The sequence below is a fragment of the Marinovum sp. PR37 genome, from assembly GCF_028807375.1.
GTDB classification, from domain to species: Bacteria; Pseudomonadota; Alphaproteobacteria; order Rhodobacterales; family Rhodobacteraceae; genus Marinovum; species Marinovum algicola.
In genome coordinates this window covers 57551-82899 of the sequence record NZ_JARAML010000026.1, presented here as the reverse complement: position 1 = coordinate 82899, position 25349 = coordinate 57551, and the positions used below count along the sequence as shown (strand labels likewise).

The 25349-nt window shown below is 66.9% G+C and carries 24 protein-coding genes; 14 read left to right on the top strand and 10 right to left on the bottom strand.

Going from position 1 to position 25349, the window contains the following annotated elements; translation table 11 throughout:
• Window positions 1-53 precede the first annotated feature (53 nt).
• Window positions 54-665: an enoyl-CoA hydratase/isomerase family protein gene (locus PVW49_RS19005; protein ID WP_048533165.1), complete on the bottom strand. Its 612-nt coding sequence runs from the start codon at window positions 663-665 to the stop codon at window positions 54-56.
• Window positions 662-1390: an SDR family oxidoreductase gene (locus PVW49_RS19000; protein ID WP_371398812.1), complete on the bottom strand. Its 729-nt coding sequence runs from the start codon at window positions 1388-1390 to the stop codon at window positions 662-664. The genes PVW49_RS19005 and PVW49_RS19000 overlap by 4 nt, the downstream gene beginning before the upstream one ends.
• Before the next feature lie 190 nt (window positions 1391-1580).
• Here PVW49_RS19000 and PVW49_RS18995 point away from each other — a divergent pair, with 190 nt between their 5' ends.
• Entirely contained in the window at window positions 1581-3098 is a 1518-nt protein-coding gene (locus tag PVW49_RS18995) for a DUF2125 domain-containing protein (RefSeq protein WP_274591290.1), read from the top strand.
• 69 nt (window positions 3099-3167) lie between these two features.
• Here the strand turns inward: PVW49_RS18995 and PVW49_RS18990 are convergent, their stop codons facing one another.
• Complete coding sequence (locus PVW49_RS18990; protein ID WP_274565351.1) at window positions 3168-3776, bottom strand: TetR/AcrR family transcriptional regulator; 609 nt, start codon at window positions 3774-3776, stop codon at window positions 3168-3170.
• 139 nt (window positions 3777-3915) lie between these two features.
• Here PVW49_RS18990 and PVW49_RS18985 point away from each other — a divergent pair, with 139 nt between their 5' ends.
• Window positions 3916-5262: a TldD/PmbA family protein gene (locus PVW49_RS18985; RefSeq protein WP_274565350.1), complete on the top strand. Its 1347-nt coding sequence runs from the start codon at window positions 3916-3918 to the stop codon at window positions 5260-5262.
• Window positions 5249-6034: an inositol monophosphatase family protein gene (locus PVW49_RS18980; RefSeq protein WP_274591289.1), complete on the top strand. Its 786-nt coding sequence runs from the start codon at window positions 5249-5251 to the stop codon at window positions 6032-6034. Before PVW49_RS18985 ends, PVW49_RS18980 begins: the two co-directional genes overlap by 14 nt.
• 3 nt (window positions 6035-6037) lie before the next feature.
• On the opposite strand, the gene PVW49_RS18975 is transcribed toward PVW49_RS18980, so the two are convergent.
• The 3 genes from PVW49_RS18975 to PVW49_RS18965 all read right to left on the bottom strand — a co-directional run bounded on the left by PVW49_RS18975 (window position 6038) and on the right by PVW49_RS18965 (window position 10106).
• The gene (locus tag PVW49_RS18975) at window positions 6038-6505 is read right to left on the bottom strand and encodes a CoA-binding protein (RefSeq protein ID WP_274565349.1); all 468 of its coding nucleotides are present in this window, start codon (window positions 6503-6505) and stop codon (window positions 6038-6040) included.
• Between the two features lie 222 nt (window positions 6506-6727).
• Window positions 6728-7831 carry a DUF2235 domain-containing protein gene (locus tag PVW49_RS18970; RefSeq protein WP_053083376.1) on the bottom strand — a complete coding sequence of 368 codons (1104 nt, stop codon included), beginning with the start codon at window positions 7829-7831 and terminating at the stop codon, window positions 6728-6730.
• A complete protein-coding gene (locus PVW49_RS18965) occupies window positions 7809-10106 on the bottom strand; it encodes a xanthine dehydrogenase family protein molybdopterin-binding subunit (RefSeq protein ID WP_048533174.1) in 2298 nt (765 codons plus the stop codon). The genes PVW49_RS18970 and PVW49_RS18965 overlap by 23 nt, the downstream gene beginning before the upstream one ends.
• A gap of 175 nt (window positions 10107-10281) precedes the next feature.
• Here PVW49_RS18965 and PVW49_RS18960 point away from each other — a divergent pair, with 175 nt between their 5' ends.
• Window positions 10282-10491 (top strand): hypothetical protein, encoded by a 210-nt coding sequence (locus PVW49_RS18960; protein ID WP_048533175.1) that lies wholly within the window; start codon window positions 10282-10284, stop codon window positions 10489-10491.
• On the opposite strand, the gene PVW49_RS18955 is transcribed toward PVW49_RS18960, so the two are convergent.
• Window positions 10492-11370: a TIGR00730 family Rossman fold protein gene (locus tag PVW49_RS18955; RefSeq protein WP_074835909.1), complete on the bottom strand. Its 879-nt coding sequence runs from the start codon at window positions 11368-11370 to the stop codon at window positions 10492-10494. It lies immediately after the preceding gene.
• A gap of 134 nt (window positions 11371-11504) precedes the next feature.
• Between PVW49_RS18955 and dapD the strand changes: the two genes are divergently transcribed.
• A complete protein-coding gene (dapD, locus tag PVW49_RS18950) occupies window positions 11505-12332 on the top strand; it encodes a 2,3,4,5-tetrahydropyridine-2,6-dicarboxylate N-succinyltransferase (RefSeq protein WP_274591288.1) in 828 nt (275 codons plus the stop codon).
• Between the two features lie 37 nt (window positions 12333-12369).
• Here the strand turns inward: dapD and PVW49_RS18945 are convergent, their stop codons facing one another.
• Window positions 12370-13425 (bottom strand): transporter substrate-binding domain-containing protein, encoded by a 1056-nt coding sequence (locus PVW49_RS18945; protein WP_274591287.1) that lies wholly within the window; start codon window positions 13423-13425, stop codon window positions 12370-12372.
• Between the two features lie 173 nt (window positions 13426-13598).
• Between PVW49_RS18945 and PVW49_RS18940 the strand changes: the two genes are divergently transcribed.
• The gene (locus tag PVW49_RS18940; protein ID WP_074836099.1) at window positions 13599-13943 is read left to right on the top strand and encodes a hypothetical protein; all 345 of its coding nucleotides are present in this window, start codon (window positions 13599-13601) and stop codon (window positions 13941-13943) included.
• A 3-nt stretch (window positions 13944-13946) separates the two neighbouring features.
• On the opposite strand, the gene PVW49_RS18935 is transcribed toward PVW49_RS18940, so the two are convergent.
• The gene (locus PVW49_RS18935; protein ID WP_274591286.1) at window positions 13947-15008 is read right to left on the bottom strand and encodes a Hint domain-containing protein; all 1062 of its coding nucleotides are present in this window, start codon (window positions 15006-15008) and stop codon (window positions 13947-13949) included.
• Window positions 15009-15288: 280 nt separating this feature from the next.
• On the opposite strand from PVW49_RS18935, the gene dapE reads away from it, so the two are divergent.
• The 5 genes from dapE (at window position 15289) to rnr (ending at window position 20335) form a co-directional block, all read left to right on the top strand.
• Entirely contained in the window at window positions 15289-16434 is a 1146-nt protein-coding gene (gene dapE, locus PVW49_RS18930) for a succinyl-diaminopimelate desuccinylase (protein ID WP_048533181.1), read from the top strand.
• Window positions 16431-16853 (top strand): GNAT family N-acetyltransferase, encoded by a 423-nt coding sequence (locus PVW49_RS18925; RefSeq protein ID WP_074835916.1) that lies wholly within the window; start codon window positions 16431-16433, stop codon window positions 16851-16853. Before dapE ends, PVW49_RS18925 begins: the two co-directional genes overlap by 4 nt.
• A 185-nt stretch (window positions 16854-17038) precedes the next feature.
• Entirely contained in the window at window positions 17039-17626 is a 588-nt protein-coding gene (locus tag PVW49_RS18920) for a TIGR04282 family arsenosugar biosynthesis glycosyltransferase (RefSeq protein WP_274591291.1), read from the top strand.
• A gap of 101 nt (window positions 17627-17727) precedes the next feature.
• Window positions 17728-18009, top strand: a complete 282-nt coding sequence (locus tag PVW49_RS18915; RefSeq protein WP_048533184.1) for a YrhK family protein — start codon at window positions 17728-17730, stop codon at window positions 18007-18009.
• Window positions 18010-18040: 31 nt separating this feature from the next.
• Window positions 18041-20335, top strand: coding sequence for a ribonuclease R (rnr, locus tag PVW49_RS18910; RefSeq protein WP_074835917.1), 2295 nt, complete (start codon window positions 18041-18043; stop codon window positions 20333-20335).
• Window positions 20336-20449: 114 nt separating this feature from the next.
• Here the strand turns inward: rnr and PVW49_RS18905 are convergent, their stop codons facing one another.
• Window positions 20450-21052 (bottom strand): alpha-ketoglutarate-dependent dioxygenase AlkB family protein, encoded by a 603-nt coding sequence (locus tag PVW49_RS18905; RefSeq protein WP_048533187.1) that lies wholly within the window; start codon window positions 21050-21052, stop codon window positions 20450-20452.
• A 209-nt stretch (window positions 21053-21261) separates the two neighbouring features.
• Between PVW49_RS18905 and dnaK the strand changes: the two genes are divergently transcribed.
• The 3 genes from dnaK to radC all read left to right on the top strand — a co-directional run bounded on the left by dnaK (window position 21262) and on the right by radC (window position 25349).
• Complete coding sequence (gene dnaK, locus PVW49_RS18900; protein WP_074835919.1) at window positions 21262-23178, top strand: molecular chaperone DnaK; 1917 nt, start codon at window positions 21262-21264, stop codon at window positions 23176-23178.
• Between the two features lie 94 nt (window positions 23179-23272).
• Complete coding sequence (dnaJ, locus tag PVW49_RS18895) at window positions 23273-24430, top strand: molecular chaperone DnaJ (RefSeq protein WP_048533189.1); 1158 nt, start codon at window positions 23273-23275, stop codon at window positions 24428-24430.
• Window positions 24431-24584: 154 nt separating this feature from the next.
• Window positions 24585-25349, top strand: coding sequence for a RadC family protein (gene radC / locus PVW49_RS18890; RefSeq protein WP_048533191.1), 765 nt, complete (start codon window positions 24585-24587; stop codon window positions 25347-25349).

Genomic DNA, 25349 nt, shown 5'->3' with positions numbered 1-25349 from the left:
GGACCTGATCCGGGACCTCTCGCCCGATCGCGCCAGACAGGCTTCGGGGCTTATCAGGCGCGGCAGAGCGCCTTGATCCCGCGCGCCACCTCGGGGCTGGCCGCTAGCGTGTCCACTGCCAGGTCGCGCACCGCCTCATGCAGCCCGTCACTCGGCACCAGCCGGTCGACCAGCCCGAAACGCAGGGCCTCCTCCGCCGAGAGCCTGGCCCCGCCCATCAGCACCAGCTTGGCCCGCGCCGGCCCGACCAACGCCGCCAGGCGCGCCGGATCGGAGGGCTGCGGCAGGTAGCCCAGCTTCATCACCGGATAGAAGAATTTCGCTTCCGGCACCGCGATTCGCAGATCGCAGGCCAGCGCCATGCCGAAGGCGCCGCCGGCCAGCGTGCCGTTGAGCGCCGCGATGGTCAGCCCCGGCAGGGCCGCGATTGCCGCCGACAGCCGCTCCCAGACCTCCGAGGTGGCGAGCCCGGCCCGGGCGGCGTCGAGATCCGCCCCGGCGGAGAACACCTTGCCGGCGCCGGTCAGCACCAGCACGCGCGCCTCCTGTGCCGCCGCCGCGATCTCGACCAGCCGTTCGAGCATCTCAGGGGTCAGCGAATTGGCCTTGTCCGGCCGGTTGATCGTCACCCGCCAGAGCCCGCCCTCGCGGGCCAGGTCGATCATTCCACAAGCCCCAGCTGCCGGCGCCAATCCTCGTCCCGGAGCGACAGCTCTTCCCCGAGATGCGCGTCCCCCGCCGGCCCGCACATCCACATCAGCGCCGTGGCGACCCATTCCGGCGGAATGTGATCGGACCAGTCGAGCCGGCTCACCGGGTTGATGCCGCTCGACTTGATCTCGCGCTGCATCTGCGTCGCCACCGTGCCGGGCGACAGGCCCATGGCGCGGATGCCGTGATCGCGGCCCTCCTTGTCGGCGCAGCGGGTCAGCATCGCGGCCCCGGCCTTGGACGCGCAATAATGGCTCCAGGCCTCGACCGGGCCATGCGCCGCGCCCGACGAGATGGTGATGATCGTGCCGCCGCCCTGACCGGTCATCACCGGCATTGCCGCCCGCATGCCGTGGTAGACGCCCTTGAGATTGATATCGATCGCATGCCCCCAGCCCTCGGGATCGGACCCTGCCAGCAGCGAGATCGGCTCGATCACGCCGGCGTTTCCGATCACCACGTCGAGCCGGCCGAAGGTCTCGACCGAGACGCGCACCGCGGCCTCGACCTCCCAGTAGCGGCTGACGTCGCAGGGCACGGCCAGCGCCTGCGCGCCGATCTCTCCGGCCAGATCTGCGACGCTTTCCTCGCTGCGGGCGACAAGCACGACATTCGCCCCAGCCTTGGCAAATTCGCGCGCGGCGGCGGCGCCGATGCCGCGGCTGGCGCCTGTGATCATTACACATTTTCCGCTGATAAAATCCGACATGCTTTCCTCCGCCTGTGTCCGGCTCCGGCGTCTTTGGTAGCCCCTCGCCCGGCATTGGTCCAGTCGCGCGGGCGTGACGCAACGCGGCCCGCCTTCCCCTTGACCTCGCCCTGTGGCCAAGGGAAGCTGGCGCGGAAATTCATGGAAAGGCGCATTTGACATGTTCTGTTATCCCAAGCTCGCCGGCGGCACCGCGCTGGCCACCCTGATGCTGGCGCAAACCGCCGCCGCCGAAATCACCCCTGCCCAGGTCTGGGACGATCTGCGCGGCTACATGCAGGGCTATGGCTATACCGTCACCGCCGAGACCGTCTCTGACGGCGATGTGCTCACCCTCACCGATCTCACCACCACCATCCCGATCCCCGAGGATGACGTGACCGTCGTCATGGTGATGCCCGAGCTAACCCTGAGTGCCACCGGCGATGGCGCCGTCGATGTGGCTTGGCCGGCCGAGATGCCCATCACCTTCGACATCACCGAAGGCGATGAGCAGATTTCGGCCACCCTTCTATATGAGACAACCGATCTCGAGGCGACGGTCTCGGGTGAACCCGGCGCCACCGGCTGGGCCTATTCGGCAAGCTCGGCGCGGATTTCCCTGGCCGATCTGGTGGTCGAGGGGGTCTCTCTCCCGCGCGAGGTGGTGCGCGGCGAGATCCTGCTCGACGGGTTGGTCGGCACCTCGCAGATGACCACCGGCACGCTGCGCGACATCGCGCAAGAGATGAAGATCGGCGCCCTGTCTTATGACTTTGCCGGCCGCGACCCCGACAACACCGACAACACCCTGCTGTTTCAGGGCGGCATGACCGATCTGGCTTATACCGGCACCGGCACCCTGCCGGTGGACATGGACAGCGACGATCCGATGGCGGTGATGGCGGTGATGGATGTCAACGGCAGCTTCTCGTATTCCGGCGGGTCGGCGCAGTTCAACGGCGTCGAGGATGGCGAGGCGGCAAGCTTTGCCTCGAGTTCCGAAGGCGGCAGTATGGGCGTGTCGCTCGCGCCCGAGGCCTGGAACTTCGATTTCCTGGTCAATGGCTACGACGTGCAGGTGCAGGGCGGCGATCTGCCGTTCCCGGTGTCGCTCAGCGCCGGCGAGCTCGGCGGCAATTTTGCCATGCCGGTGGCCCGCAGCGAGGCACCGCAGGATATCGCGGCGGGGCTCACCCTCGGCGACTTCCAGATGAACGACCTGATCTGGAACATTTTCGATCCGGCCGGCCAATTGCCGCGCGATCCGGCGACGGTGCAGATCGATCTGACCGGCAAGGTGCGGATGCTTTACGACCTGTTCGATCCGGCCCAGGCCGAGGCGCTGGAGATGGCCGAAGTGCCCGCCGAGCTGCATGAGCTGACGCTCAACACGCTGGTGGTCGATGCCATCGGCGCGGTGCTGACCGCCACCGGCGCCTTCACCTTCGACAATTCCGACCTTCAGACCTTTGACGGCTTGCCGCGCCCCCAAGGTGCGCTGACCGCCGAGCTGCGCGGCGCCAATGCGCTGATCGACAAGCTGGTGGCCATGGGCCTGCTGCCCGAGGAACAGGCGATGGGCGCGCGGATGATGATGGGCATGTTCGCGGTGAACCAGGGCGACGACACGCTGAGCTCGACCCTGGAGGTCAATGAACAGGGCCATGTCATCGCGAACGGCCAGCGGATTCAGTAACGCACCGGCAGGCGCCCCTGCGAGAAATCGCGGCGGCGCATTGCCCCCGGGGCCGCAAGTCGCACCGGCTCACGCCTCGGGCACAACCCCTGCCAGATAGCCTGTCACCGCGCGTTCCACCCGTTGGGCCAGCGGCTCGAACGCCGCCTCGCCGGCCCGCACCGCGGCATGGGCCATGCCCTCGGCCAAGGCCAGCACGTCGCGCGCCACGGTCTCGGGATCGTCGACGTAATGTTCCGCCAGAACCGCGACCACCTGCGCCTGCACTTGGGTGCGTTGCCGCGCCAGCCCCTGGTCGGCGGGCAATTCGGCTTCGGCCCGCTCCAGCGCTTCGGTCAGGCCCGGCTGCTCGAAGAGCTGCCGCAGCCGCGCCCGCACCATGGCACAGACAACGACGTCGAGCGCCGCATCCGCCGCCTCCTCGGCTGCGGCTTCCATGCCGGCCAGAACCGCAGCGCGGCTTTCGGTCAGCAGCGCGCCGATGATCGCCTGCTTGTTGGGGTAATACTGATACAGCGAGCCGATCGAGATCCCCGCCGCCCGCGCCACGTGATTGGTGGTCAGCCCGCGCAGCCCCTCGCGGGCCAGGATACCGCCCGCCGCGACGAGGATGGCATCACGGGTCTTGCGGCTGCGGGCCTGGCGCGGGGCTTTGCGCGGCGCGAGAGCTGTGGCCATGGTCGATCTCCGGTTTTTGCCACTAACCCATGCGGGGCAGTGGAATTCAACGCGCAGATGGCCGCAGACCGGCATTTGGCCACCGGATCTTGCACCTCGGCCCCCCGCACTCTACCTGTGGCCTCCAAGGAGAGCCCATATGCCGCACCCATTGTCCGACCTGACCCAAGCCCTGCTCGACGCCGCCCGCAAAGCCGGCGCCGACACCGCCGACGCCATCGCCATCCGGGGCACTTCGGTCACCGTCGACGTGCGCGCCGGCGCGCTGGAACAGGCCGAGCGGTCAGAGGCCACCGACATCGGGCTGCGGGTGCTGCTGGGCCGGCGGCAGGCCAATGTCTCGGCCTCGGACACCCGCCCCGAAACGCTGGCCGCCATGGCCGAACGCGCCGTCGCCATGGCCCGCGAAGCCCCCGAAGACCCGCATGTCGGCCTCGCCGATCCCGCGCAGCTGGCGCGAGACACCTCGGCCGCGGGGCTCGAACTGGCCGATCCGGCGGCCGAGCCCGACCCCGCCACCTTGCAGGCCCGTGCCGAAGCGGCCGAAGCGGCGGCGCAGGCCGTCGATCAGGTCACCCAGGTGCAATCCGCCTCGGCCAGCTATTCGGCGCGCGACATCCATATCGCCGCCAGCAACGGGTTCGGCGCCGGCTACAGCCGCACTGGATCGTCGCTGTCCTGTGTCGCCATCGCCGGCGAAGGCCTGGGGATGGAACGCGACTACGACGGCGACAGCCGCACCTTTGCCGCCGACCTGCGCAGCGCCGAAGAGATCGGCCGCACCGCCGGCGACCGCGCAGTCGAACGGCTGAACCCGCGCAAGCCGCCCACCGGCACCTATCCGGTGCTGTTCGACGAACGCATCTCGGCCTCGCTGATCGGCCATCTGCTGTCGGTCATTTCCGGCGCCGCCATCGCGCGCGGCTCGTCCTTCCTGCGCGATGCGCTGGGCCAGCAGGTGCTGCCCGAGGCGCTCAGCGTGATCGAGGATCCGCACCGGCCGCGCATTTCCGGCTCGCGCCCCTTCGATGCCGAGGGGCTGGCGACGCAGCGCCGCGCCATCGTCGACCGTGGCACACTCACCGGCTGGACACTGGATCTGGCCAATGCCCGCAAACTGGGGCTGGAGAGCACCGCCAATGCGGTGCGCGGCACCTCGGCGCCGCCGCATCCGTCAAACTGGAACATCGCCCTGACCCAGGGCGACAGGAGCCGGGCCGATCTGATTGCCGACATGGGCACCGGCTTGCTGGTAACCTCGATGATCGGCTCGACGATCAACCCCAACACCGGCGATTATTCGCGCGGGGCCTCGGGCCTCTGGGTCGAGAATGGCGAGATCACCCATGCGGTCAACGAGGTGACCATCGCCGGCAACCTGCGCGACATGCTGCTGCGGATCGTGCCGGCGAATGACGCCCGCCCCCACCTGTCGCGGGTGGTGCCGTCGCTGCTGGTCGAAGGCATGACCCTTGCAGGCACCTGAGGCCCAGGAAACCGATCTCGCCCTGCTGCTGCGCGCCGCCAGGGCCGCGGGCGATGTGGCATTGGGCTTTTCCGGCCCCACCGCCAAGGCCTGGGACAAGCCCGGCCAGGGCCCGGTGACCGAGGCGGATTTCGCCGTCAACGACGTGCTGCATGACATCCTGCGCGCTGCCCGGCCGGAGTATGGCTGGCTCAGCGAGGAGACGCCGGACGACCGGGCGCGGCTGGGCTGCGAACATGTCTTCATCATCGATCCGATCGACGGCACCCGCAGCTTCATCGAAGGCTCGGGCACCTGGGCGCATTCCATCGCCATCGCCCGCCGGGGCGCGGTGACCGCCGCCGTCATTCACCTGCCCGCCCGCGCCCGCACCTTTGCCGCCGCGCTGGGCCAGGGGGCCACGCTGAACGGCGCACCGATCCGCACCGGGTGCCGGGCCGAACTGACCGGGGCCAGCGTGATGGCACCGAAACCGACGATGCAACCCGCCCATTGGCGCAGCACGCCGCCAGAGGTGACGCGCGTGTTCCGGCCGTCGCTGGCCTATCGCATGGCGCTGATCGCGCAGGGCCGTTTTGACGCGATGCTGACGATCCGGCCGTCCTGGCACTGGGACATTGCCGCCGGGGCGCTGATCGCCACCGAAGCCGGGGCGCTGGCGACCGCCGCCGACGGTTCGCCCCTGACCTTCAATACCGAAACCCCGCAAAGCCCCGGCGTGCTGGCCGCCAACCCGGGGCTGCACCGGGCGATCCGCGACCGGCTGGCCTGAGCGTTACAGCTTGGACGAAATGATGCCGGTGGAGAAACCGCCCATTCGCAGCTCGCCGAAGAGCCGCTGATATTCGATCTTGGGGCAGCGGTTCATCACCACATCGACGCCGGCCGCCTCAAGCTGCGCCGCCGCCGCGGCGTGTTCGACACCGATCTGCATCCAGAAGGTCCTGAGCCCCGGCAGATGGGTCAGCGCCGCCTCCGCGATCGCGGGCACCGCCTCGGACCGGCGGAAGACATCCACCATGTCGACCTCTTTCGGCACTTCCGACAGGTCGGCGCGCACGGTCTCGCCAAACAGCTCCTTGCCGGCATGCCCCGGGTTGACCGGGATCACGGTAAAGCCCTTGAGCTTGAGATAGCGCGCCACGTAGTAGCTCGGCCGGACGGAATTGGGCGACACGCCCACCACCGCGATGGTCTTGGAGCGGGTCAGGATGCCGCGCAGGAAGGAGTCGCTGTAGCTCATGCCGGCGACGCTATCACCGCACCCGGCAGGACAAAAGCCGGCGCGCCACCGGACGGACTTGAAAAAAGCGCCCAGTCAATACTGGGCGCTGAGTGCGGAACGAGGGACAGTGAAATCATGCAAGGGTTCCGGCCTCGCATGTCATGAAAGACAAATAGGCAACAATCCCGACAAGAAAAGGCGTACTCACCGTTTCGTGAATTGCAGGGGGGGGGGGCGGTGTCAGCCGTTCCGGCGCATCATCAGCGCCTGCATGCCCTTGGTCGCCTCGAGCAGACGGGTCATCCGGCCGGTGTGGTCCTGCCGCTCCTGCAAGCTGGGATGCAAACGCTCGGACGGGTCGAGCATGCGCTTGCGGGGCGTGCGGATCACGAACATCTTGCCCCAGCCCGACCAGGTGCCGACCGAAGGCGCCTCGGCATCGGCCGGAAAACGTGCCTGCCAGCCCTCGGGCAGCGGCAAGCCGCAATCCTCGGCCCGGTCCAGCATCCAGACCAGCGGCAGGTTGGCCAGCGGTCGGGCCGCCTCGAAGCCGGCGATCTGACCGCCGACATCGCCATGGGTGCCGGGAAACCACATCTGTTCGACCCGCCCGGACCAGTCGCCGGGCACGTCCCACAACAGCGGCGCATAGGCGGCGCGGCGTTCGTCATAGGCCAGCGCGTGAAAGCCGTGGCGCACGCTGTCGCCCAGGTGATGGTTATGGAAGGCATGCGGATCGGCGCTCAGCCGCCAGACCAGGGGCAGCCGCAGGCCCAGCGCTTTGACCGTGTCAAAAACCCCGACCATCTCGATCGGTGCCGCCTCATGGCAAAAGGCGGCGCGAAAGGCCAGTGCCGCATCGCTGTCGGGCGCGGTCTGGTAATGGCGATAGGCGGTGGCGACATTGCGCTCCAGCGCGTGGCGCGCGGTCACCAGCCCGACCCGGTCGATCATCCCCGCCAGCGAGCGCACGGCAAAGGCGCCGCGCGAATATCCGAGCAGGAAGATCCGGTCGCCGGGGCGATACCGCGAAGCGAGATAGCCATAGGCGCGGCGGATCTGGCTGTTGATACCCTTGCCGGTCAGTACCGACCAGGCGGCGCGCCAGTCGGGGAACTGCACGCCCGGCTCGTAATAGATCGAGAGATCGCCGGGCGCCTCGCAGAGCAGCTTGTAGATCTGGCCGATGTTGGTTTCGGTTCCTTCCCGCAGGCTCGACATCGTGCCATCGAGGAGGATCACATGGATACGCTGTCCCCGGCGGGGACCGGTGCGGGTCTGCCGGAACCGGAGCTTGCGCGCCAGCCAGCCGGTGACCTGTTTATGCAGCCGTTTGAGACGCATCCCTCAACATACTCCAAACTCGCAGCGGCGTGAAAGGCATGTCTGCCTGCCGCACCCCGCGATCCCACAAGGCATCCTGCACCGCATTGCCCATCGCCGCCATGGCGCCCACGGTTCCGGCCTCGCCACAGCCCTTCATGCCCATGGGGTTGGCGGTCGATGGCACCGGTTCGGTTTCGAAGCGGAACATAGGAAGAATATCGGCACGCGGCATGCCGTAATCCATGAAAGTTGCCGTGAGCAGCTGGCCGTCCTCGTCGTGCACCACATGTTCGGTGACCGCCTGGCCGATGCCCTGGGCGACGCCGCCATGCACCTGCCCCTCGGCCAGCAGCGGATTGATCAGATTGCCGAAGTCGTCGACGACGGTATAGCGCTCGACCGTCACGGTGCCGGTTTCCGGATCGACCTCGACCTCGGCGACATGGGCGCCGTTGGGATAGGACCGGCCGGGCAGCCTGTCGCGTGCCTCGTGCCGCAAAAGGTCGTCGCGGCCGGCCGCACGGGCCATCTCCGCGGCCTCCAGCATCGTCGGGGTCAGGTTCGACCCTTCGGCGCGGAATGTCTCATTGTCGAACCGCACTGCGCTCTCCTCGACCCCCATGCTATCCGCCAAAAACGGCGTGAATGCGGCCACCATTCCGGCCACCGCCGTCAGGGTCACATTGGCCTGCACCGTCACCGAGCGCGAGCCGCCGGTGCCGCCGCCCTTGGCAATCAGATCACTGTCACCCTGCACCACCCGGATCCGTTCCATCGGGATGCCGGTCTGATCGGCGAGGAAACGGGCATAGACGGTTTCATGGCCCTGCCCGTTCGACTGTGTGCCGACAAACAGGGAAACGCCGCCATCCTCGTCAAAGGTGACCCTGGCGCCTTCCGAAGGATCGCCCAAAATGCTTTCGATATAGTAACAGAGCCCGATGCCACGCAATTTGCCATGCTCCTCGGAAGCGGCCTTGCGCGCGGCAAACCCCGCCCGGTCGCAGCTTGCCTCGGCATGCGACAGCACCCGGTCGAAATCGCCCACGTCGTAAAGCTCGCCTGTGACGGTTCGATAAGGGAACTTGGCCGCAGGAATAAAGTTCCGCCGCCGCAACTCCCATCCGTCGACGCCCAGCTCGCGCGCCGCCCGGTCCATCAGCCGCTCGAGCACATAGATCGCCTCCGGTCGCCCGGCGCCGCGATAGGCGTCGACCTGCACGGTGTTGGTGAAATAGCCCTTCACGCTCATATAGGCGGCCTGCACGTCATAGGTGCCCATCAGCACCTTGGAAAAGAGCTCGGTCTGGATCGGCTGGCCAAAGCCGGAGTTGTAGGCCCCGAGGTTGTTGCGAGTGGTCACACGGTAGGCCAGGATGCGGTGATTGTCGTCAAAAGCCATCTCGGCCAGGCTGGTCAGATCACGGCCGGCGTTGTCGCTGAGCATGCTCTCGGTGCGGTCGGCCATCCAGCGCACCGGACGGTCCAGGGCCCGGGCGGCATGGGCACAGATCACGTATTCCGGGTAATCCTGCGCCTTCATGCCGAACCCGCCGCCGACATCAGGATTGGTGATGCGCAGCGCCTCCGGGTCGAGACCCAGCGCCTTGGCAATGGTCTGCTTGAAGCCCCAGACACCCTGGCCGTTGATCGCCACATGCAGCCGCTCGCCCTCGGGCTCGGCGTAGCAGCCGCGCGGCTCCAGCGAATTGGCGATCACCCGGTTGTCGTCGATCTGCAACGACACCACATGCGCGGCCGCGGCAAAGGCCGCATCGGTCGCGGCGGCATCGCCCATGCCGAAGTGATAGGCGAGGTTGCCCGGCGCTTCCTCGTGGATTGCCGTCTCGCTCTCTTCGAGCCCCAGGCAGACCGGCAGGTCGTCGTAATCGAACTCGATCAGCTCGGCGGCGTCCCTGGCCTGTTGCAGGGTCTCGGCAAAGACCATCGCCACCGGTTCACCGACAAACCGCACCCGGTCGCGCGCCAGCACCGGGCGTTCCGGCGCGGCGCCCTTGCTGCCGTCGATGTTCTTCACCAAGGTGGCGTCCAGCCCGGGCCTCACCCCCGCCGCCTCGAGATCGGCCAGGGTCAGCACCATCTGCACCCCGGGGGCTTCGCGCGCGTCGTCGACGTTCAACTCGGTGATGCTTGCATGTGCCACCGGCGACCGGAACACCACGCCATGCAGGGCGTCTGCCGGGGCGATGTCATCCACATAACGGCCCTCCCCGGTGAGAAAGCGCACATCTTCTACCCGGGTCACGGGCTGGCTCTTGCCGAATTTTTCCATGAGATCTCTCCGTCGACGAATGCCCCCGACACTAGGCTTTTGTTGGCGACTGTCCAGTGACGGTCGCCAACTCCGGGGCTGCGCCAAAAATTGCCTTAATTACGAACGATCTCCGTCCGAATCTGGGATTAGCCATGAATCATAAACAATCAAAAACCAAACGAGAGTAGAGCTCATGTCCACCACAGAAATCGATCAAGTCACAATTGCCCAGATCCTGATGCTGCTCGAGGAAGAGCGCGAAAAGGCGCTGAGCCCGCGCGAATGGCAGCACCGCATCGCGGGCTATGGCTATGCCATCAAGCGCACCGATCACGGCGAGATGGTCACCACCCTGCCGCACGGGCAGGAAGTCTGCGCCCTGCCCGTCCAGCTTTCGGCCTGATCAGCGCTCGTCCGCGTGTTTCGCGGGGTCGGTCTTTTGCCGGCCCGGGATCTCGTCGCGCGGCGGCGCCGGCGCCCAGTTGTGAATGATGTCGAGCGCCTCTTCGGCGGTCTCGACAAAGCGGAACAGGTCCAGATCCTGCGCCGCGATCGTGCCGGCATCGGCGAGCGCCGCCCAGTTGACGATGCGCTCCCAGAATTCGCGGCCGAACAGCAGGAACGGCACCCGATCCATCCGACCGGTCTGGATCAGGGTCAGCGACTCGAAAAGCTCGTCCATCGTGCCGAAGCCGCCCGGAAAGACGCAGATCGCCTTGGCGCGCATCAGGAAATGCATCTTGCGAATGGCGAAATAGTGGAAGTTGAAGCAGAGCTCCGGCGTGACGTATTCATTCGGCGCCTGCTCATGCGGCAGCACGATGTTGAGACCGATGGATTTGCCGCCGGCCTCCTGCGCCCCCCGGTTGCCGGCCTCCATCACACCGGGGCCGCCGCCGGTGACGACGACATTCTCGCGGCCGCCGGATTTGATCGATTCCTCGGTCATCAGCCGGGCGAAGCGCTGCGCCTCGTCGTAAAAGCGTGACAGTTCCGCCAGCGTCTCGGTGCGCGCGGTATGTTTCTCCGACGGCTTGGGAATGCGGGCACCGCCGAAAAGCACGATGGTGCTTTCCACCCCGGCCTCGGTCATCATCATTTCCGGCTTCAACAGCTCGAGCTGCAACCTGACCGGGCGCAGCTCGTCCCGGCAGAGGAAATCCTCGTCGGCAAACGCCAGGCGATAGGCCGGCGCGCGGGTCTGCGGCGTATCCGGTGTGCGGTCGGCTTCCCTGCGGTCTTCCTGGGCGTCGCGAAACCGGCTGCGGCGGGGATCTTTCATGTCATGTCCTGCTATTTCGGCGTGTCCCGCATCCAAGAACGTTCGCGGGGCGAACTCAACCCCGATTGCGCAGAGGCGGTTTTTGCTGTCTAACGCGCCGCAACCTGACAGACGGACCAGACGGAGGAACATCCATGTCCAACGCCCAGCTTGAGACAGCCATCGAAGCGGCCTGGGACGCCCGCGACACCATCACCCCCTCGACCGGCGGCGAGACCCGCGAAGCGATCGAGGACACGCTGAATGCGCTCGACAGCGGCAAGCTGCGGGTGGCCGAACGGCAGGAAAACGGCGACTGGCAGGTCAACCAGTGGGCCAAGAAGGCGGTTCTGCTGGGTTTCCGCATCAAGGACATGGAGCTGCAAGACAACGGCCCGCAGGGCGCCGGCTGGTGGGACAAGGTCGACAGCAAGTTCAAGGGCTGGGGCGACAACCAGTGGAAGGCGGCCGGATTCCGCGCCGTGCCCAACTGCGTGGTGCGCAAATCGGCCTATATCGCCCCCGGCGTGGTGCTGATGCCCTCCTTCGTCAACCTCGGCGCCTATGTCGACGAGGGCACGATGGTCGACACCTGGGCCACCGTCGGCTCCTGCGCGCAGATCGGCAAGAACGTGCACCTGTCCGGCGGCGTCGGTATTGGCGGCGTGCTCGAGCCGATGCAGGCCGGCCCCACCATCATCGAGGACAATTGCTTCATCGGCGCGCGCTCCGAGGTGGTCGAAGGCTGCATCGTGCGCGAGGGCTCGGTGCTGGGCATGGGCGTCTTCATCGGCAAGTCGACCAAGATCGTCGACCGCGAAACCGGCAACGTGAGCTATGGCGAAGTGCCGCCCTATTCGGTGGTTGTCGCGGGCTCGATGCCGTCCAAGAACAACATCAGCCTCTATTGCGCGGTGATCGTCAAGCGGGTCGACGAAAAGACCCGCTCCAAGACCGGCATCAACGAATTGCTGCGCGACTGATCCTCACGTGGGTGGCGCCATCGGTTTGGCGCCGCCCTCACCTGCCGAACCATTTGCGCACCAGCGCATTGTACTGCCCGTCTTCCTGCAATTGCAGCAACGCCTGGTTCAGCGGCTCGCGCAGCGGGCTGCCGGTGGGCAGGGCAATGCCGTAATCCTCGCGCCGGAACACCGTTTCCACCAGATAGGCCTCGCCGGCGCTGTTCTTCGACAGGTAATAGCGCAGGAGCGGCGCATCAAAGACCACGACGCTGACCTCTTCGGCCTCGAAGGCCGCGATCATCTCGGCGTAGCCGGGATAGGCGCTGTGCGCCACCGCGCGGGCCTCGAGGAAATCCGAGGCGGTCGAGCCCGCCACGGACCCCACCGCGCGATTGTCGAGATCATTGAGGCCGGTGACGCTCGAGGTCAGTTCGTTGACGGTGATCGCGGCGGTGATCTTGGCAACAAAGATCGACACGATGAACAGGCTCGAGAACACCAGGACCGTCGCCAGCAACCGCCCCGGGATCGACCTTGGCTGGCGTTCCTCGAAGCCGCCGTTGACCACCAAGTTGAGCGCCCACCAGAACGACGGAAAGAACGCCTCGCGCGCGGGTTTCTCGAAATAGGGCTGATGGCGGCGCTCGAACAGCCACATCAGCGTCCCGGCAGCGCAGAGCATGGCAAGCGCCACGCCAAGATAGATCGCGATGTCGCGGGTGAAGACCTGTCGCCAGAGCGGCGTGCGGTCGGACCCCGAAACCATCAGCTGCAAGCCGCTTTCGAACACCGGAAGGGTGAAATCCATCTGCGCCTCGCGGGCGGCGGTGATCGAGATATTGGCAATCGCGCCATCCGCCCCGCCGGCGGCCACCTGCGCCAGCATTTCGCCAAAGGCCGGCAGGGTCTCGAAACGCACCTCGCGGCCGATCTGCTCGGCCATCATCCGCATCAGGTCGATGCTGAAGCCGGTCTGCGCCTCGCGGCCCATCGAGAACGGCGGCCGCTCGACGGTGACGAACTCCAGCACCTGGGCGGCGCCGGGCCCGGCCCGGAACGGCAGCAGGAACAGGGCGATGGCAATCAGCTGCAAAAAGGGCCGGCAGGCCATGGGGCATCCTCGTTTTGGTTCGGGGGATTATCCGAAGCGGGCCGCCCTATGCAACATCGCCGCAACGTGAGGCGGTGGATTACCCGGCCAGGCGGGCCATTGCGCCGCAGAACGCCGCATCCGGGGGCATCAACCGGCTTGACATGGGCGCCCGCCCGACGCATCCGCAGCGCATGACCAAGAAAGCCCGCAGCCAGCAAGTCTATACCCTCGTCGTCCAGGTCGGCCGAAAGTCCGGCGACGGCCTGCCCGATGGCGCCACTGGCGCCGGGCTGGTCTGTTACGCCTCTGGCGTCGACGAGGCCGAAGCGGTGCGCGAAACCGTCGCCCTGCTCAAACAGGCCGATCTGGCGCCGCTCGATGTCACCGGCCACGGATCGCTCGACGAGCGACGCGCCGCCGGCGAAGAGATCGCCGACGAGGAGGCCGCGCTGATGCAGCGCGCCCGCGACGAGAATTCGGTGGTCGTGGCGCAGATCGAGCCGTTCTACGACCCGCTGGTCGACGGCGACGCCTGAACCTCAGGCCACCTCGGCCAGCGCCTGCGCCTCGAACCGTTTCAGCACCGGCGGCGTCAGATGCGCCTGCTCCGGCAAGAGCGTCGGCCTGACCCCGGCCAGCAGTGTCGCCGCCAGCTTTTCGCTGTCACGGCGCAAGCGCCCGACATAGAGGCTCTCGGTCCAGGCACCGCTGGCGGCAAAGACCGCATGCGACGGCAGAAGCGCCTGCGCATAGTTCACCAGCGGCAAGTTCGGCTCCGGCAGGGCCGACTGGCCGTTGACCAGGTATCCCGCCGGCACCAGCACCCCCTCGCAGCCGAAGGTGTAATCCACCGCCGCGCCGCTGACGAAAATCTTTTGATGCGGCGCGACGACGATGTCGCGCTCCAGGCCGAAATAGGGTGCCCGCAGGCGGATCGGGGCAAAACTGCCCAGCCCCGGCACGATGCGCTGGGCCACATGCAACACCGGTTCCTGGCCGCCATCGCGGGTCTGCACCAGATCGCCAATCCGCAACCGCGACACCTCGCGCGGGCCGAAAGGCGTGCCGACGAAGGTGCGCGCGGCGAGGCCCGGCAGGGGCCCCACCGGCTCGACCCTGTTGGAGATCGCCAGAAAGCCCAGCCCCGCCTCTTCGGACGTGCAGACCTCCATCGCCGGAAAGGCGGTGAGACTTTCGAGCGCCATCGGCTCCGGCAGGTCGAGCGCGCCGGTGACAAAGCCCTGGCCATCGGCTTGCTCCACCGCAAAGCGCGCCAGCCCGGCCTCGCAATCCCAGGAAAAGCTGAGCCGCAGCAGCTGGTTGCCCTCCGGCAGGTTCAGCCGGAGCGTTCGGTGCACCATGGATTTTCCCTGCCCCACCACCAGTGCAAAGGAGCCCTGCGGCAGCGCCAGGATCGACAGATGCCCGGCGGCATGGGCCTGCAACGGGATGCGCAGGATCGAGCGGGCGGCAGCGACCGGGCTCAGGCTGCATTCCAGCAACACCGTGCCCCGGCGCATCGCGCCGCGAGGGGGAAGCTTGTCAAAAGGAGGAAAGACCTGCGCCGTGCCGCCCGGCGCCACTGCGGCGACCCAACTCATCGGGCACACCCAAAGACAGACGCGACAGATCGCGACTTCACATCACTCATACCACTGCTCCAACCCTACTGCGCAGCCTTGCCCCGTGTTGTCAGTCTTGCCGGTCTTGATGCCGGACGGATCCCCTGAACCGGGCGGAGTTCACCTGAAGCGGGGGAGGACTGCGGGGGCCGCGTCATTGTTGCGGCCAGCCTAGCACCCCCGCGCGGCTTCTGTTAAGCGATACGTCAAACCAGCGGGCAAGCCGCTGCAAATAGGTCACAATTCCGTGGGGTAATTCATGTCGCAGACCGATCCGCTCGAGTTGACCGCAGCGCTGGTGCGCTGCCCCTCGGTGACACCCGAAGATGGCGGCGCGCTCGACGTGGTGCAGGACGTGCTGCAAGCTGCGGGCTTTGCCTGCACCCGGGTCGACCGGGGCGGCATCGGCAATCTCTTTGCCCGCTGGGGCGACAAGGGCCATGCCCGGACCTTCGGCTTCAACGGCCACACCGACGTGGTGCCGCTGGGCAAGCGCGCGGACTGGACCGCCGATCCCTTCGGCGCCGAGATCCGCGACGGCTTTCTCTATGGCCGGGGCGCGACCGACATGAAATCGGGCGTGGCCGCCTTTGCCGCCGCCGCCGCGGATTTCGTCACCGAGACGCCGCCCGAGGGCGCGGTGATCCTGGCCATCACCGGCGACGAGGAAGGCGACGCCGATCACGGCACCCGCGCGCTTCTGGATTACATGCAGGCCGAGGGCGAACGGATGTCGGTCTGCCTCGTGGGCGAGCCGACCTGCCCCGACACCATGGGCGAGATGATAAAAATCGGCCGTCGCGGATCGGTCACCGCCTGGATCGAGGTGGTGGGCAAGCAGGGCCATGCCGCCTATCCGCACCGCGCGAAAAACCCGCTGCCTGCCATGGCGCGGCTGATGGACCGGCTGTCATCGCATGAGCTGGACCGCGGCACCGAACATTTCGACGCCTCGACCCTGGCGGTGGTCACCATCGACACCGGCAACCCGGCGACCAACGTGATCCCGGCAAAGAGTACGGCGACGGTCAACATCCGGTTCAACGACGCCCATTCCGGCGCCTCGCTCAGCGACTGGCTGCGTGCCGAGGCCGACGCGGTGGCCGCCGAATTCGGCGTCGAGATCGGAATGAAGATCAAGATCTCCGGTGAAAGCTTCCTCACCCCGCCGGGCCCGCTGTCGGACCTCGTGGCGCGCGCGGTTGCCGCCGAAACCGGGATCACCCCGGACCTCAGCACCACCGGCGGCACTTCTGACGCGCGCTTTGTCAAGGATCACTGCCCGGTGGTGGAATTTGGCCTTGTCGGCCGCACCATGCACCAGGTCGACGAACGGGTCGCGGTGGATCAGGTACACCAGCTCAAGGCGATCTATGCCCGCATCCTGAGGGATTACTTCGCATGAGCGCCACGATCACCCGCACCGACGATCTCGAGACCTGCCTGAAGCTGCGCTTCGAGGTCTTTGTCGACGAACAGGGCGTGCCGCCCGAGATCGAGCGTGACGCCTATGACGAGATTGCCCTGCATCTGCTGGCCACCGAGGGCGACCGGGCGCTTGGCACCGCGCGCGTCCTGCCCAATGGCGAGATCGGCAAGATCGGCCGGGTCTGCGTCATCAAGGCCGCCCGCGGTACCGGGCTTGGCGCAGCGCTGATCCGCGCGGCGCTGGACGAGATGCGCGCCGACGGCCGGTTCAGCAAGGCGGCGCTGGGCTCTCAGCTGCATGCCATCCCGTTTTACGAGAAGCTGGGCTTTGCCGCCTATGGCGAGGTGTTCGACGACGCCGGCATTCCCCATCGGATGATGGAACGCGCATTGTGAGCTGCACCGGGGCCCGAGGCGCGCCGGCGCTCCGCCCACCCTCGGAAGGGCTTTTTGTCCGGGCGCATCCGTTCGACAGAGCCCCCTCCGGCCGCGCGGGCAACATCTGCGGGAACCGGCCCTCCCGGGGGGGACGCCCGACAGGGCGCATGCGCGCCGATCTCGCGGACCGGTAGACCTTGCGCATCAAACCCACCCTCATCGTCATGCTGAAAGAGCCGCGCCCCGGGCGGGTCAAGACCCGGCTTGGCCGCGACATCGGCATGGGCGCCGCGGCCTGGTGGTTTCGCCATCAGACCGCGCGGCTGCTGCGGCGGCTGGAGGACCCGCGCTGGCAGCTGATCCTCGCGGTCGCGCCCGACCGCGACGGACTGCAAAGCCGGGTCTGGCCGGCACATCTGCCGCGACTGCCGCAGGGCGGCGGCGATCTCGGCGCACGCATGGCGCGGGTCTTCCGCAGCCTGCCGCCCGGCCCGGCCTGCATCATCGGCGGCGACATTCCCGGCGTGACCCCGGCGCATGTCGCGCGGGCCTTCGCGGCCTTGGGCGGGCATGACGCGGCCTTTGGCCCGGCGCCCGACGGCGGCTATTGGCTGATCGGGCTGCGCCATCCGGGCCGCGCCCCCGCCGGCTTTCTGACGGGCGTGCGCTGGTCCACCGAACATGCGATGGCCGACAGCATCGCCACCCTGCCCGGCCACCGCATCGCCCGCGTCGACACGCTGGCCGATGTCGACACGGCCGCCGATCTGGCGCCGGCCACGCCGGACTAAGCCGGACCGGTCGCCTGCCCCCGGTGCCCGGTGGCCGGCGGGGCAATGCGCACTAGGTTGTTGCGCTCGTCAGTCAACGTCCCTGTCAGCCGCCAAGACCCATGCCGCTTTTCTATCACCGCAACCGAGAGGAAACCTCCGAAAGCCGCCGGATCTACGCCCTCTTCGAGCTGGCCTATACCGCGGTCGATTTTTCCGCCGCCACCTGTTTCATCATCGGCTCGGTGATGTTCTTTTTTGACGCTTGGCAGACCCCGGCCACCTGGATGTTCCTGATCGGCTCGGTCCTGTTTGCCGCCAAACCCACCCTGCGCCTCGTGCGCGAGCTGCGCCTCGCCGCCGAAGGCGACGAAGAGGACCTGGCCGAGCGGTTTGGCAAGTGACGCCCCGCCACACCCGTGCTAGGCCAGAGCCATGAGCCAATTGCCCACCAAAGCCCAGATCCTCGACTGGATCTCCGCCAACCCGACCCTGACCGCCAAGCGCGACATCGCCAAGGCCTTCGGCATAAAGGGTGCCGCCCGGATCGACCTCAAGCGCCTGCTCAAGGAGCTGGAAGCCGAAGGTCATCTGGAAAAGCGCAAGAAGACCTACCGCGACCCCGACCGGCTGCCGCCGGTCTCGGTGTTGCAGGTCAAGGCGCCGACGCCCGATGGCGATCTCTTTGCCAAGCCGCTGGAATGGCACGGCGAAGGGGTGGAGCCGATCGTTCTGGTGGTGCCCCGCGCCTCGGACCCGGCGCTTGGCGAGGGCGACCGCATCCTGGCGCGGCTGCAAGTGGTGCACGAAGAGGATCACAACTACGAGGCGCGGCTGATCCGCCGGATCGGCAGCAACCCGCGCCGCATTCTCGGGGTGTTCTCGAAACGCTCGGAAGGCGGGCGGATCAAACCGGTCGACAAGGGCGCCGACAAGGAATGGCAGGTCGCCGCAGGCGACGTGCATGGCGCCAGGGATGGCGAGCTGGTCGAGGCCGAGCTGGCCGGGCCCAAGAGCCGCATGGGCCTGCCCCGCGCCCGCATCGTCGAACGGCTGGGCGATCCCACCGCGCCGAAAGCCGTCTCGCTGATCGCCATCCACCAGCACGGCATTCCCGACGCCTTTCCCGACGCGGTGATCGCCGAGGCCGATGCGATGAAGCCCGCCGGCCTGTCCGGTCGCGAAGACCTGCGCGAGCTGCCGTTGATCACCATTGATCCGGCCGATGCCCGCGACCATGACGACGCCTGTTATGCCCATGCCGACGACGATCCGAAGAACAAGGGCGGTCACGTGATCTGGGTCGCCATCGCCGATGTGGCGCATTACGTCCGCCCCGGCTCGGCACTCGACCGCGAGGCGCGCAAACGCGGCAATTCCAGCTATTTCCCCGACCGGGTGGTGCCGATGCTGCCCGACCGGCTGTCAGGCGATCTCTGCTCGCTGCACGAGGGTGTGCCGCGCGCCTGTCTCGCGGTGCGGATGCAGATCAACGCCGGCGGCGAGAAGCTCTCGCATCGCTTTGTGCGCGGGCTGATGCGCTCGCCCGCCTCGCTGAATTATCAGGAGGTCCAGCAGGGCATGGACGGCCAGCCCAACGACCGGGTCGCGCCGCTGATGGAAAGCGTGATCGCGCCGCTCTATGCCGCCTATGACGCGCTGACCAGGGCCCGCGCCGCCCGCCAGCCGCTAGACCTCGACCTGCCGGAGCGGCGCATCGAGCTCAGCGAAGAGGGCAAGGTGCAATCGGTCAACTTCCGCGACCGGCTGGATGCGCACAGGCTGATCGAGGAATTCATGATCCTCGCCAATGTCGCCGCCGCCGAGACGCTGATTGCCAAGAAGGTGCCGCAGCTCTTCCGGGTGCACGAGGAACCGCCGCAGGACAAGCTGGAGTCCTTGCGCGACACCGCCGATGCCGCCGGGCTGACGCTGGCCAAGGGACAGGTTCTGAAGACCGCGCATCTCAACAAGCTGCTGCATGACGCCGCCGGCACCGAGGAAAGCGAGTTGATCAATCTCGCCACCCTGCGGTCGATGACGCAGGCTTATTACAGCCCCAAGAACTTTGGCCATTTCGGGCTTGCGCTGCAAAACTACGCGCATTTCACCTCGCCGATCCGGCGCTATTCCGATCTGATCGTGCACCGCGGGCTGATCGCGGCGCATGGCTGGGGCGACGACGGGCTCTCGCCCGATGACATCGACAAGCTGGAGCCGACCGCGGCGCATATCTCGGACACAGAGCGCCGGTCGATGATTGCCGAGCGCGACACCACCGACCGTTACCTCGCGGCCTATCTGTCGGAGCGGGTCGGCAATGAGTTCACCGGGCGGATTTCCGGCATCGCGCGCTTCGGCGCCTTCGTGAAGCTCGACGAGACCGGCGCCGACGGGCTGATCCCGATGCGCAACCTCGGCCGCGAGTATTTCCACTTCGATCAGGAGACCGCGACGCTGATGGGCTCCGATACCGGGCTGACCATCACCATCGGCCAGCGGGTGACCGTGCGGCTGACCGAGGCGGCGCCGGTGACCGGCGGCATCGCGCTGGAGCTGCTCGAGATCGACGGCGAGCGGCCGCCGCGCGGCAATGGCACCGGCCCGCGCGGCCGACGCGGCGCAGGCCGGGGCGGATCGGGCAAGGGCGGGCCGGCCAAGCGCAAGCTGGTCAAGTCGAAGAAGAAGGCCGCCAAGGTCAGCCGCAAGCAGCGGCAGACCCGGGGGTAGGCCACGGCACGGGGCCGCCGACGTCGGCAACGCGTGCCCCGGACCTGATCCGGGGCCCCCGGCGTCCGGCGCGAGGTCCCGGATCGGGTCCGGGACGGGAAGCAGGAGTGCCGCTCAGGTCACCACGCGCAGCGTCAGGTTGATCCGGCCGCCGTCTTTCAACAGCCCGGACGAGCCGAACTTGATCCGATCCACCCCGTGGTGCACCAGCCGTGCGGCACCGCCGAGCACGACCACATCGCCCGAGGCCAGCCAGACCGAGCCCGTCTTGCCGCCCTTCTCGACATTGCCGACCCGAAACAGCCCGGCGTCGCCCAGCGAGACCGAGACCACGGGCTGGGAAAAATCCGCCTCGTCGCGATCCTGATGCAGCCCCATGCGCGCGCCTTCGCCGTAGTAATTGATCAGGCAGCATTCGGGCGCGCGGGCCTGCGGCGCGAGATCGCGCCAGATCGCCAGCACCGGCTCGGGAATCGCCGGCCAGGCCATGCCGTCGGGGTGGCGCGGCTCGTAGCGATAGCCGCTGCGGTCGGTCACCCAGCCGAATCTTCCCGCTGCCGTCATCCTGACCGACATCTGCCGCCCCCCCGGCGTGACCGGGTGATAGAGAGGCGCCGCGCGCACCACCTCTCGCAGGGCGCCAAGAATTTCAACCTGTTGGTCCGGGTCGAGATAGCCCGGAAAAACCCTGGCGCCGCGCAGATCAAGCCCTGTCATGGCGACCTCTTTCCCACATCACCCCGAAAACCTCGCGCATTTGCACCATACCGAAGCCCACACTGCTTGCAGCATAGAAACCCGGTCCTTATATACACGCCGAAGCGCGGAACGGGCCGCAAGGCTCTCCGCCACACGTTCGGGGTCGGGATGCCGCATATGGGTTCCGCCTCGTGTCATCGCCTTGAAGATTAAGAGGGATCGAAACAATGGGTAAAGTCATCGGGATTGACCTCGGCACCACCAACAGCTGTGTGGCCATCATGGACGGCAGCCAGCCGCGGGTCATCGAAAACTCCGAAGGTGCACGTACGACACCGTCGATCGTCGCCTTCACCGACAACGAACGCCTCGTTGGCCAGCCGGCCAAGCGTCAGGCCGTCACCAATCCGGAAAACACCATCTTTGGCGTCAAGCGTCTGATCGGTCGTCGATTCGACGACAGCGACCTGGCCAAGGACAAGAAGAACATGCCGTTCAACGTCATCGACGGCGGCAACGGCGACGCTTGGGTCGAAGCCAAGAGCGACAAGTACAGCCCGTCGCAGATCTCGGCCTTCATCCTCGGCAAGATGAAAGAAACCGCTGAATCCTACCTCGGCGAGGAAGTCGATCAGGCGGTCATCACCGTGCCGGCGTATTTCAACGACGCCCAGCGTCAGGCCACCAAGGACGCCGGCAAGATCGCCGGCCTCGAAGTGCTGCGCATCATCAACGAGCCGACCGCGGCCGCGCTGGCCTATGGCCTCGACAAGGAAGACACCCACACCATCGCGGTCTATGACCTTGGCGGCGGGACGTTCGACGTGACCATCCTCGAGATCGACGATGGCCTGTTCGAAGTGAAGTCTACCAACGGCGACACCTTCCTCGGTGGCGAAGACTTCGACATGCGGATCGTCAACTACTTGGCGGACGAGTTCAAGAAAGAGCACGGCGTCGACCTGACCAAGGACAAAATGGCGCTTCAGCGTCTGAAAGAGGCCGCCGAGAAAGCCAAGATCGAGCTGTCCTCCTCGTCGCAGACCGAGATCAACCAGCCGTTCATCTCGATGGATCCGAACGGCGGCCAGCCGCTGCACATGGTCATGAAACTGACCCGGGCCAAGCTGGAGTCGCTGGTCAGCGACCTGATCAAGGCCTCGATCAAGCCCTGCCAGGCCGCTCTGAAGGACGCTGGCCTCTCGACCTCGGAAATCGACGAGGTCGTCCTCGTCGGGGGTATGACCCGGATGCCGAAAGTCATCGAAGAGGTGACCAAGTTCTTTGGCAAGGAGCCGCACAAGGGTGTGAACCCGGACGAAGTGGTTGCCATGGGCGCCGCCATCCAGGCCGGCGTTCTGCAAGGTGACGTCAAGGACGTGGTCCTGCTCGACGTGACCCCGCTGTCGCTGGGTATCGAGACCCTGGGCGGTGTCTTCACCCGCCTGATCGACCGCAACACGACGATCCCGACCAAGAAGTCGCAGATCTTCTCGACCGCCGAGGACAACCAGAACGCGGTGACGATCCGGGTCTTCCAGGGCGAGCGCGAGATGGCAGCCGACAACAAGATGCTCGGCCAGTTCAACCTCGAGGACATCCCGCCGGCACCGCGCGGCATGCCGCAGATCGAGGTGACCTTCGACATCGACGCCAACGGCATCGTCTCGGTTCAGGCCAAGGACAAGGGCACCGGCAAGGAGCAGAAGATCACCATCCAGGCCTCCGGTGGCCTCTCGGACGACGACATCGAGAAGATGGTCAAGGAAGCCGAGGAGAACGCCGAGGCCGACAAGGCCCGCAAGGAGCTGGTGGAAGCCAAGAACCAGGCCGAGAGCCTCATCCACTCGACCGAGAAATCGCTCGAGGAGCATGGCGAAAAGGTCGATCCGACCACTGTCGAAGCGATCGAACTGGCGGTGGCCGCGCTCAAGGACGAGCTGGAAAGCGAGAACGCCGAGAAGATCAAATCCGGCATCCAGAACGTCATGGAAGCCTCGATGAAACTGGGCGAAGCGATTTACAAATCGTCCCAGGAAGAGGCCGGCGAAGAGCCTGCACCCGAGGCCGACGGCCCGGCGAATGACGATGACACCATCGTCGACGCCGATTTCGAGGACCTTGACGACGACAAGCGCGCCTGATCGTCGGTGACGACAGCGCACAGGAACCACTGCGGGGGGCCGGTCCGGACGCCGGGCCGGCCCTCGCATGTTCCATGCATAGGAGGACGGACTGATGTCCAAACGTGACTTTTACGAGGTTCTGGGCGTGGCCCGGACCGCCTCCGCCGACGAGATCAAGAAGGCCTACCGCAAGAAGGCCAAGGAGCTGCACCCCGACCGCAACGCCGACAACCCGGAGGCGGAAGCGCAGTTCAAGGAAGCCAACGAGGCCTATGAAGTCCTCAAGGATGCCGACAAGAAGGCGGCCTACGACCGCTACGGTCATGCCGCCTTCGAAGGCGGCATGGGCGGCGGTGGCGGGCGTCCCGGCGGCGGCTTTCACCCCGGTCAGCAGGGCGATTTCGCCTCTGCCTTCTCGGATGTCTTCGACGATCTCTTTGGCGATTTCATGGGCGGCCAGCGCGGCGGCGGACGCCAGCGCGCGGCACGCGGCGCCGACCTGCGCTACAATCTGCGGGTAACGCTGGAAGACGCCTATTCCGGCCTGCAAAAGACGATCAACGTGCCCACCTCGGTGCCCTGTGGTGCCTGTAACGGATCGGGCGCCGAAGGCGGGGCCGAGCCCACCACCTGCCCGACCTGTTCCGGCATGGGCAAGGTGCGGGCGCAGCAGGGCTTCTTTACGGTCGAGCGCACCTGCCCGACCTGCTCGGGCCTCGGCCAGACGATCAAGAACCCCTGCCACACCTGCCATGGCGCCGGCCGGGTCGAAAAAGAGCGCGCGCTTTCGGTCAATATCCCGAAAGGCGTGGAAACCGGCACCCGAATCCGTCTTGCGGGCGAAGGCGAGGCCGGCATGCGCGGCGGACCGCCGGGCGATCTCTACATCTTCCTCGAGGTGACGGCGCACAAGATCTTCGAACGCGACGGCACCGACCTGCATTGCCGGGTGCCGGTGTCGATGTCGGCCGCCGCACTTGGCGGCGATATCGAGGTGCCGACCATCGATGGCGGCCGCTCGCGCGTGAAGATCCCGGCCGGCAGCCAGTCGGGCCGCCAGATGCGGCTGCGCGGCAAGGGCATGCCCGCCCTGCGCGGGGCCGGCACCGGTGACATGTTCATCGAGCTGGCCGTCGAGACCCCGGTCAACCTGACCTCGCGCCAGAAAGAGCTGCTGCGCGAATTCGAGCAGCTGAGCGAGGACAACAACCCCGAGAGCAAGAGCTTCTTCTCTTCGGTCAAGGGGTTCTGGGATTCGATGAAGGGCTGACACCGGCCCTTCCCCCGACCGCCGCGTCCGGGCGCCAAATTCCTGCAACGGAGTTTTCACATTCTGTCGACAGACTTTGGCGCCCCGTGCATCCGGCGCAAAACCGGCCGGCGGCGTTAACCGCGCGTTTACCGACGGCGCCGATGCTGGCGCCATGGACAGAAACTCCCTTGCCGAGGCGTCTTTGCCGCTGTTTCAGGGCGACGAGGCCGACGCCCCCGAAACGCTGGCGCGCGGCACGCGGCTGCCGTCTTATATCCGCGATCATCGCAAGCGGCTGCGCGGGCGTTTCATGGCCGGCGGGGCCGAGGCGCTGCCGGATTACGAGATGCTCGAGCTTGTGCTGTTTCGCGCCATTCCGCGCCAGGATGTCAAACCGCTGGCGCATTCGCTTCTCACCCGGTTCGGCGATTTCAATCGGGTGATTTCCGCCCCCGTGGCGCGGCTGGCCGAGGTCAAGGGCGTCGGCACCGCGGTGATCTGCGAGCTGAAGCTGATCGAGGCGGCCGCCCAGCGGCTGGCGCGCAGCCGGGTGATCGCACGGCCCGTCGTGTCAAGTTGGGAGCAGCTCATCGCCTATTGCCATACCGCCATGGCGCACCGCGAGACCGAGCAGTTCCGGGTGCTCTACCTCGACCGCAAGAACACCTTGATCGCCGACGAAGCGCAGGGGCGCGGCACGGTGGATCATGTGCCGGTCTACCCGCGAGAGGTGGTGAAACGCGCGCTGGAGATCAACGCGTCAGCGCTGATCCTGGTGCACAACCACCCCTCGGGCGATCCGACGCCCAGCCGCGAGGATATCGAAATGACCGCGCAGGTCGAGACGGCGGCGCAAGCGCTGGGGCTGGTGCTGCACGATCACATCATCATCGGCAAATCGCGCGAGCTGAGCTTTCGCGCGGAAGGGCTGTTGTAG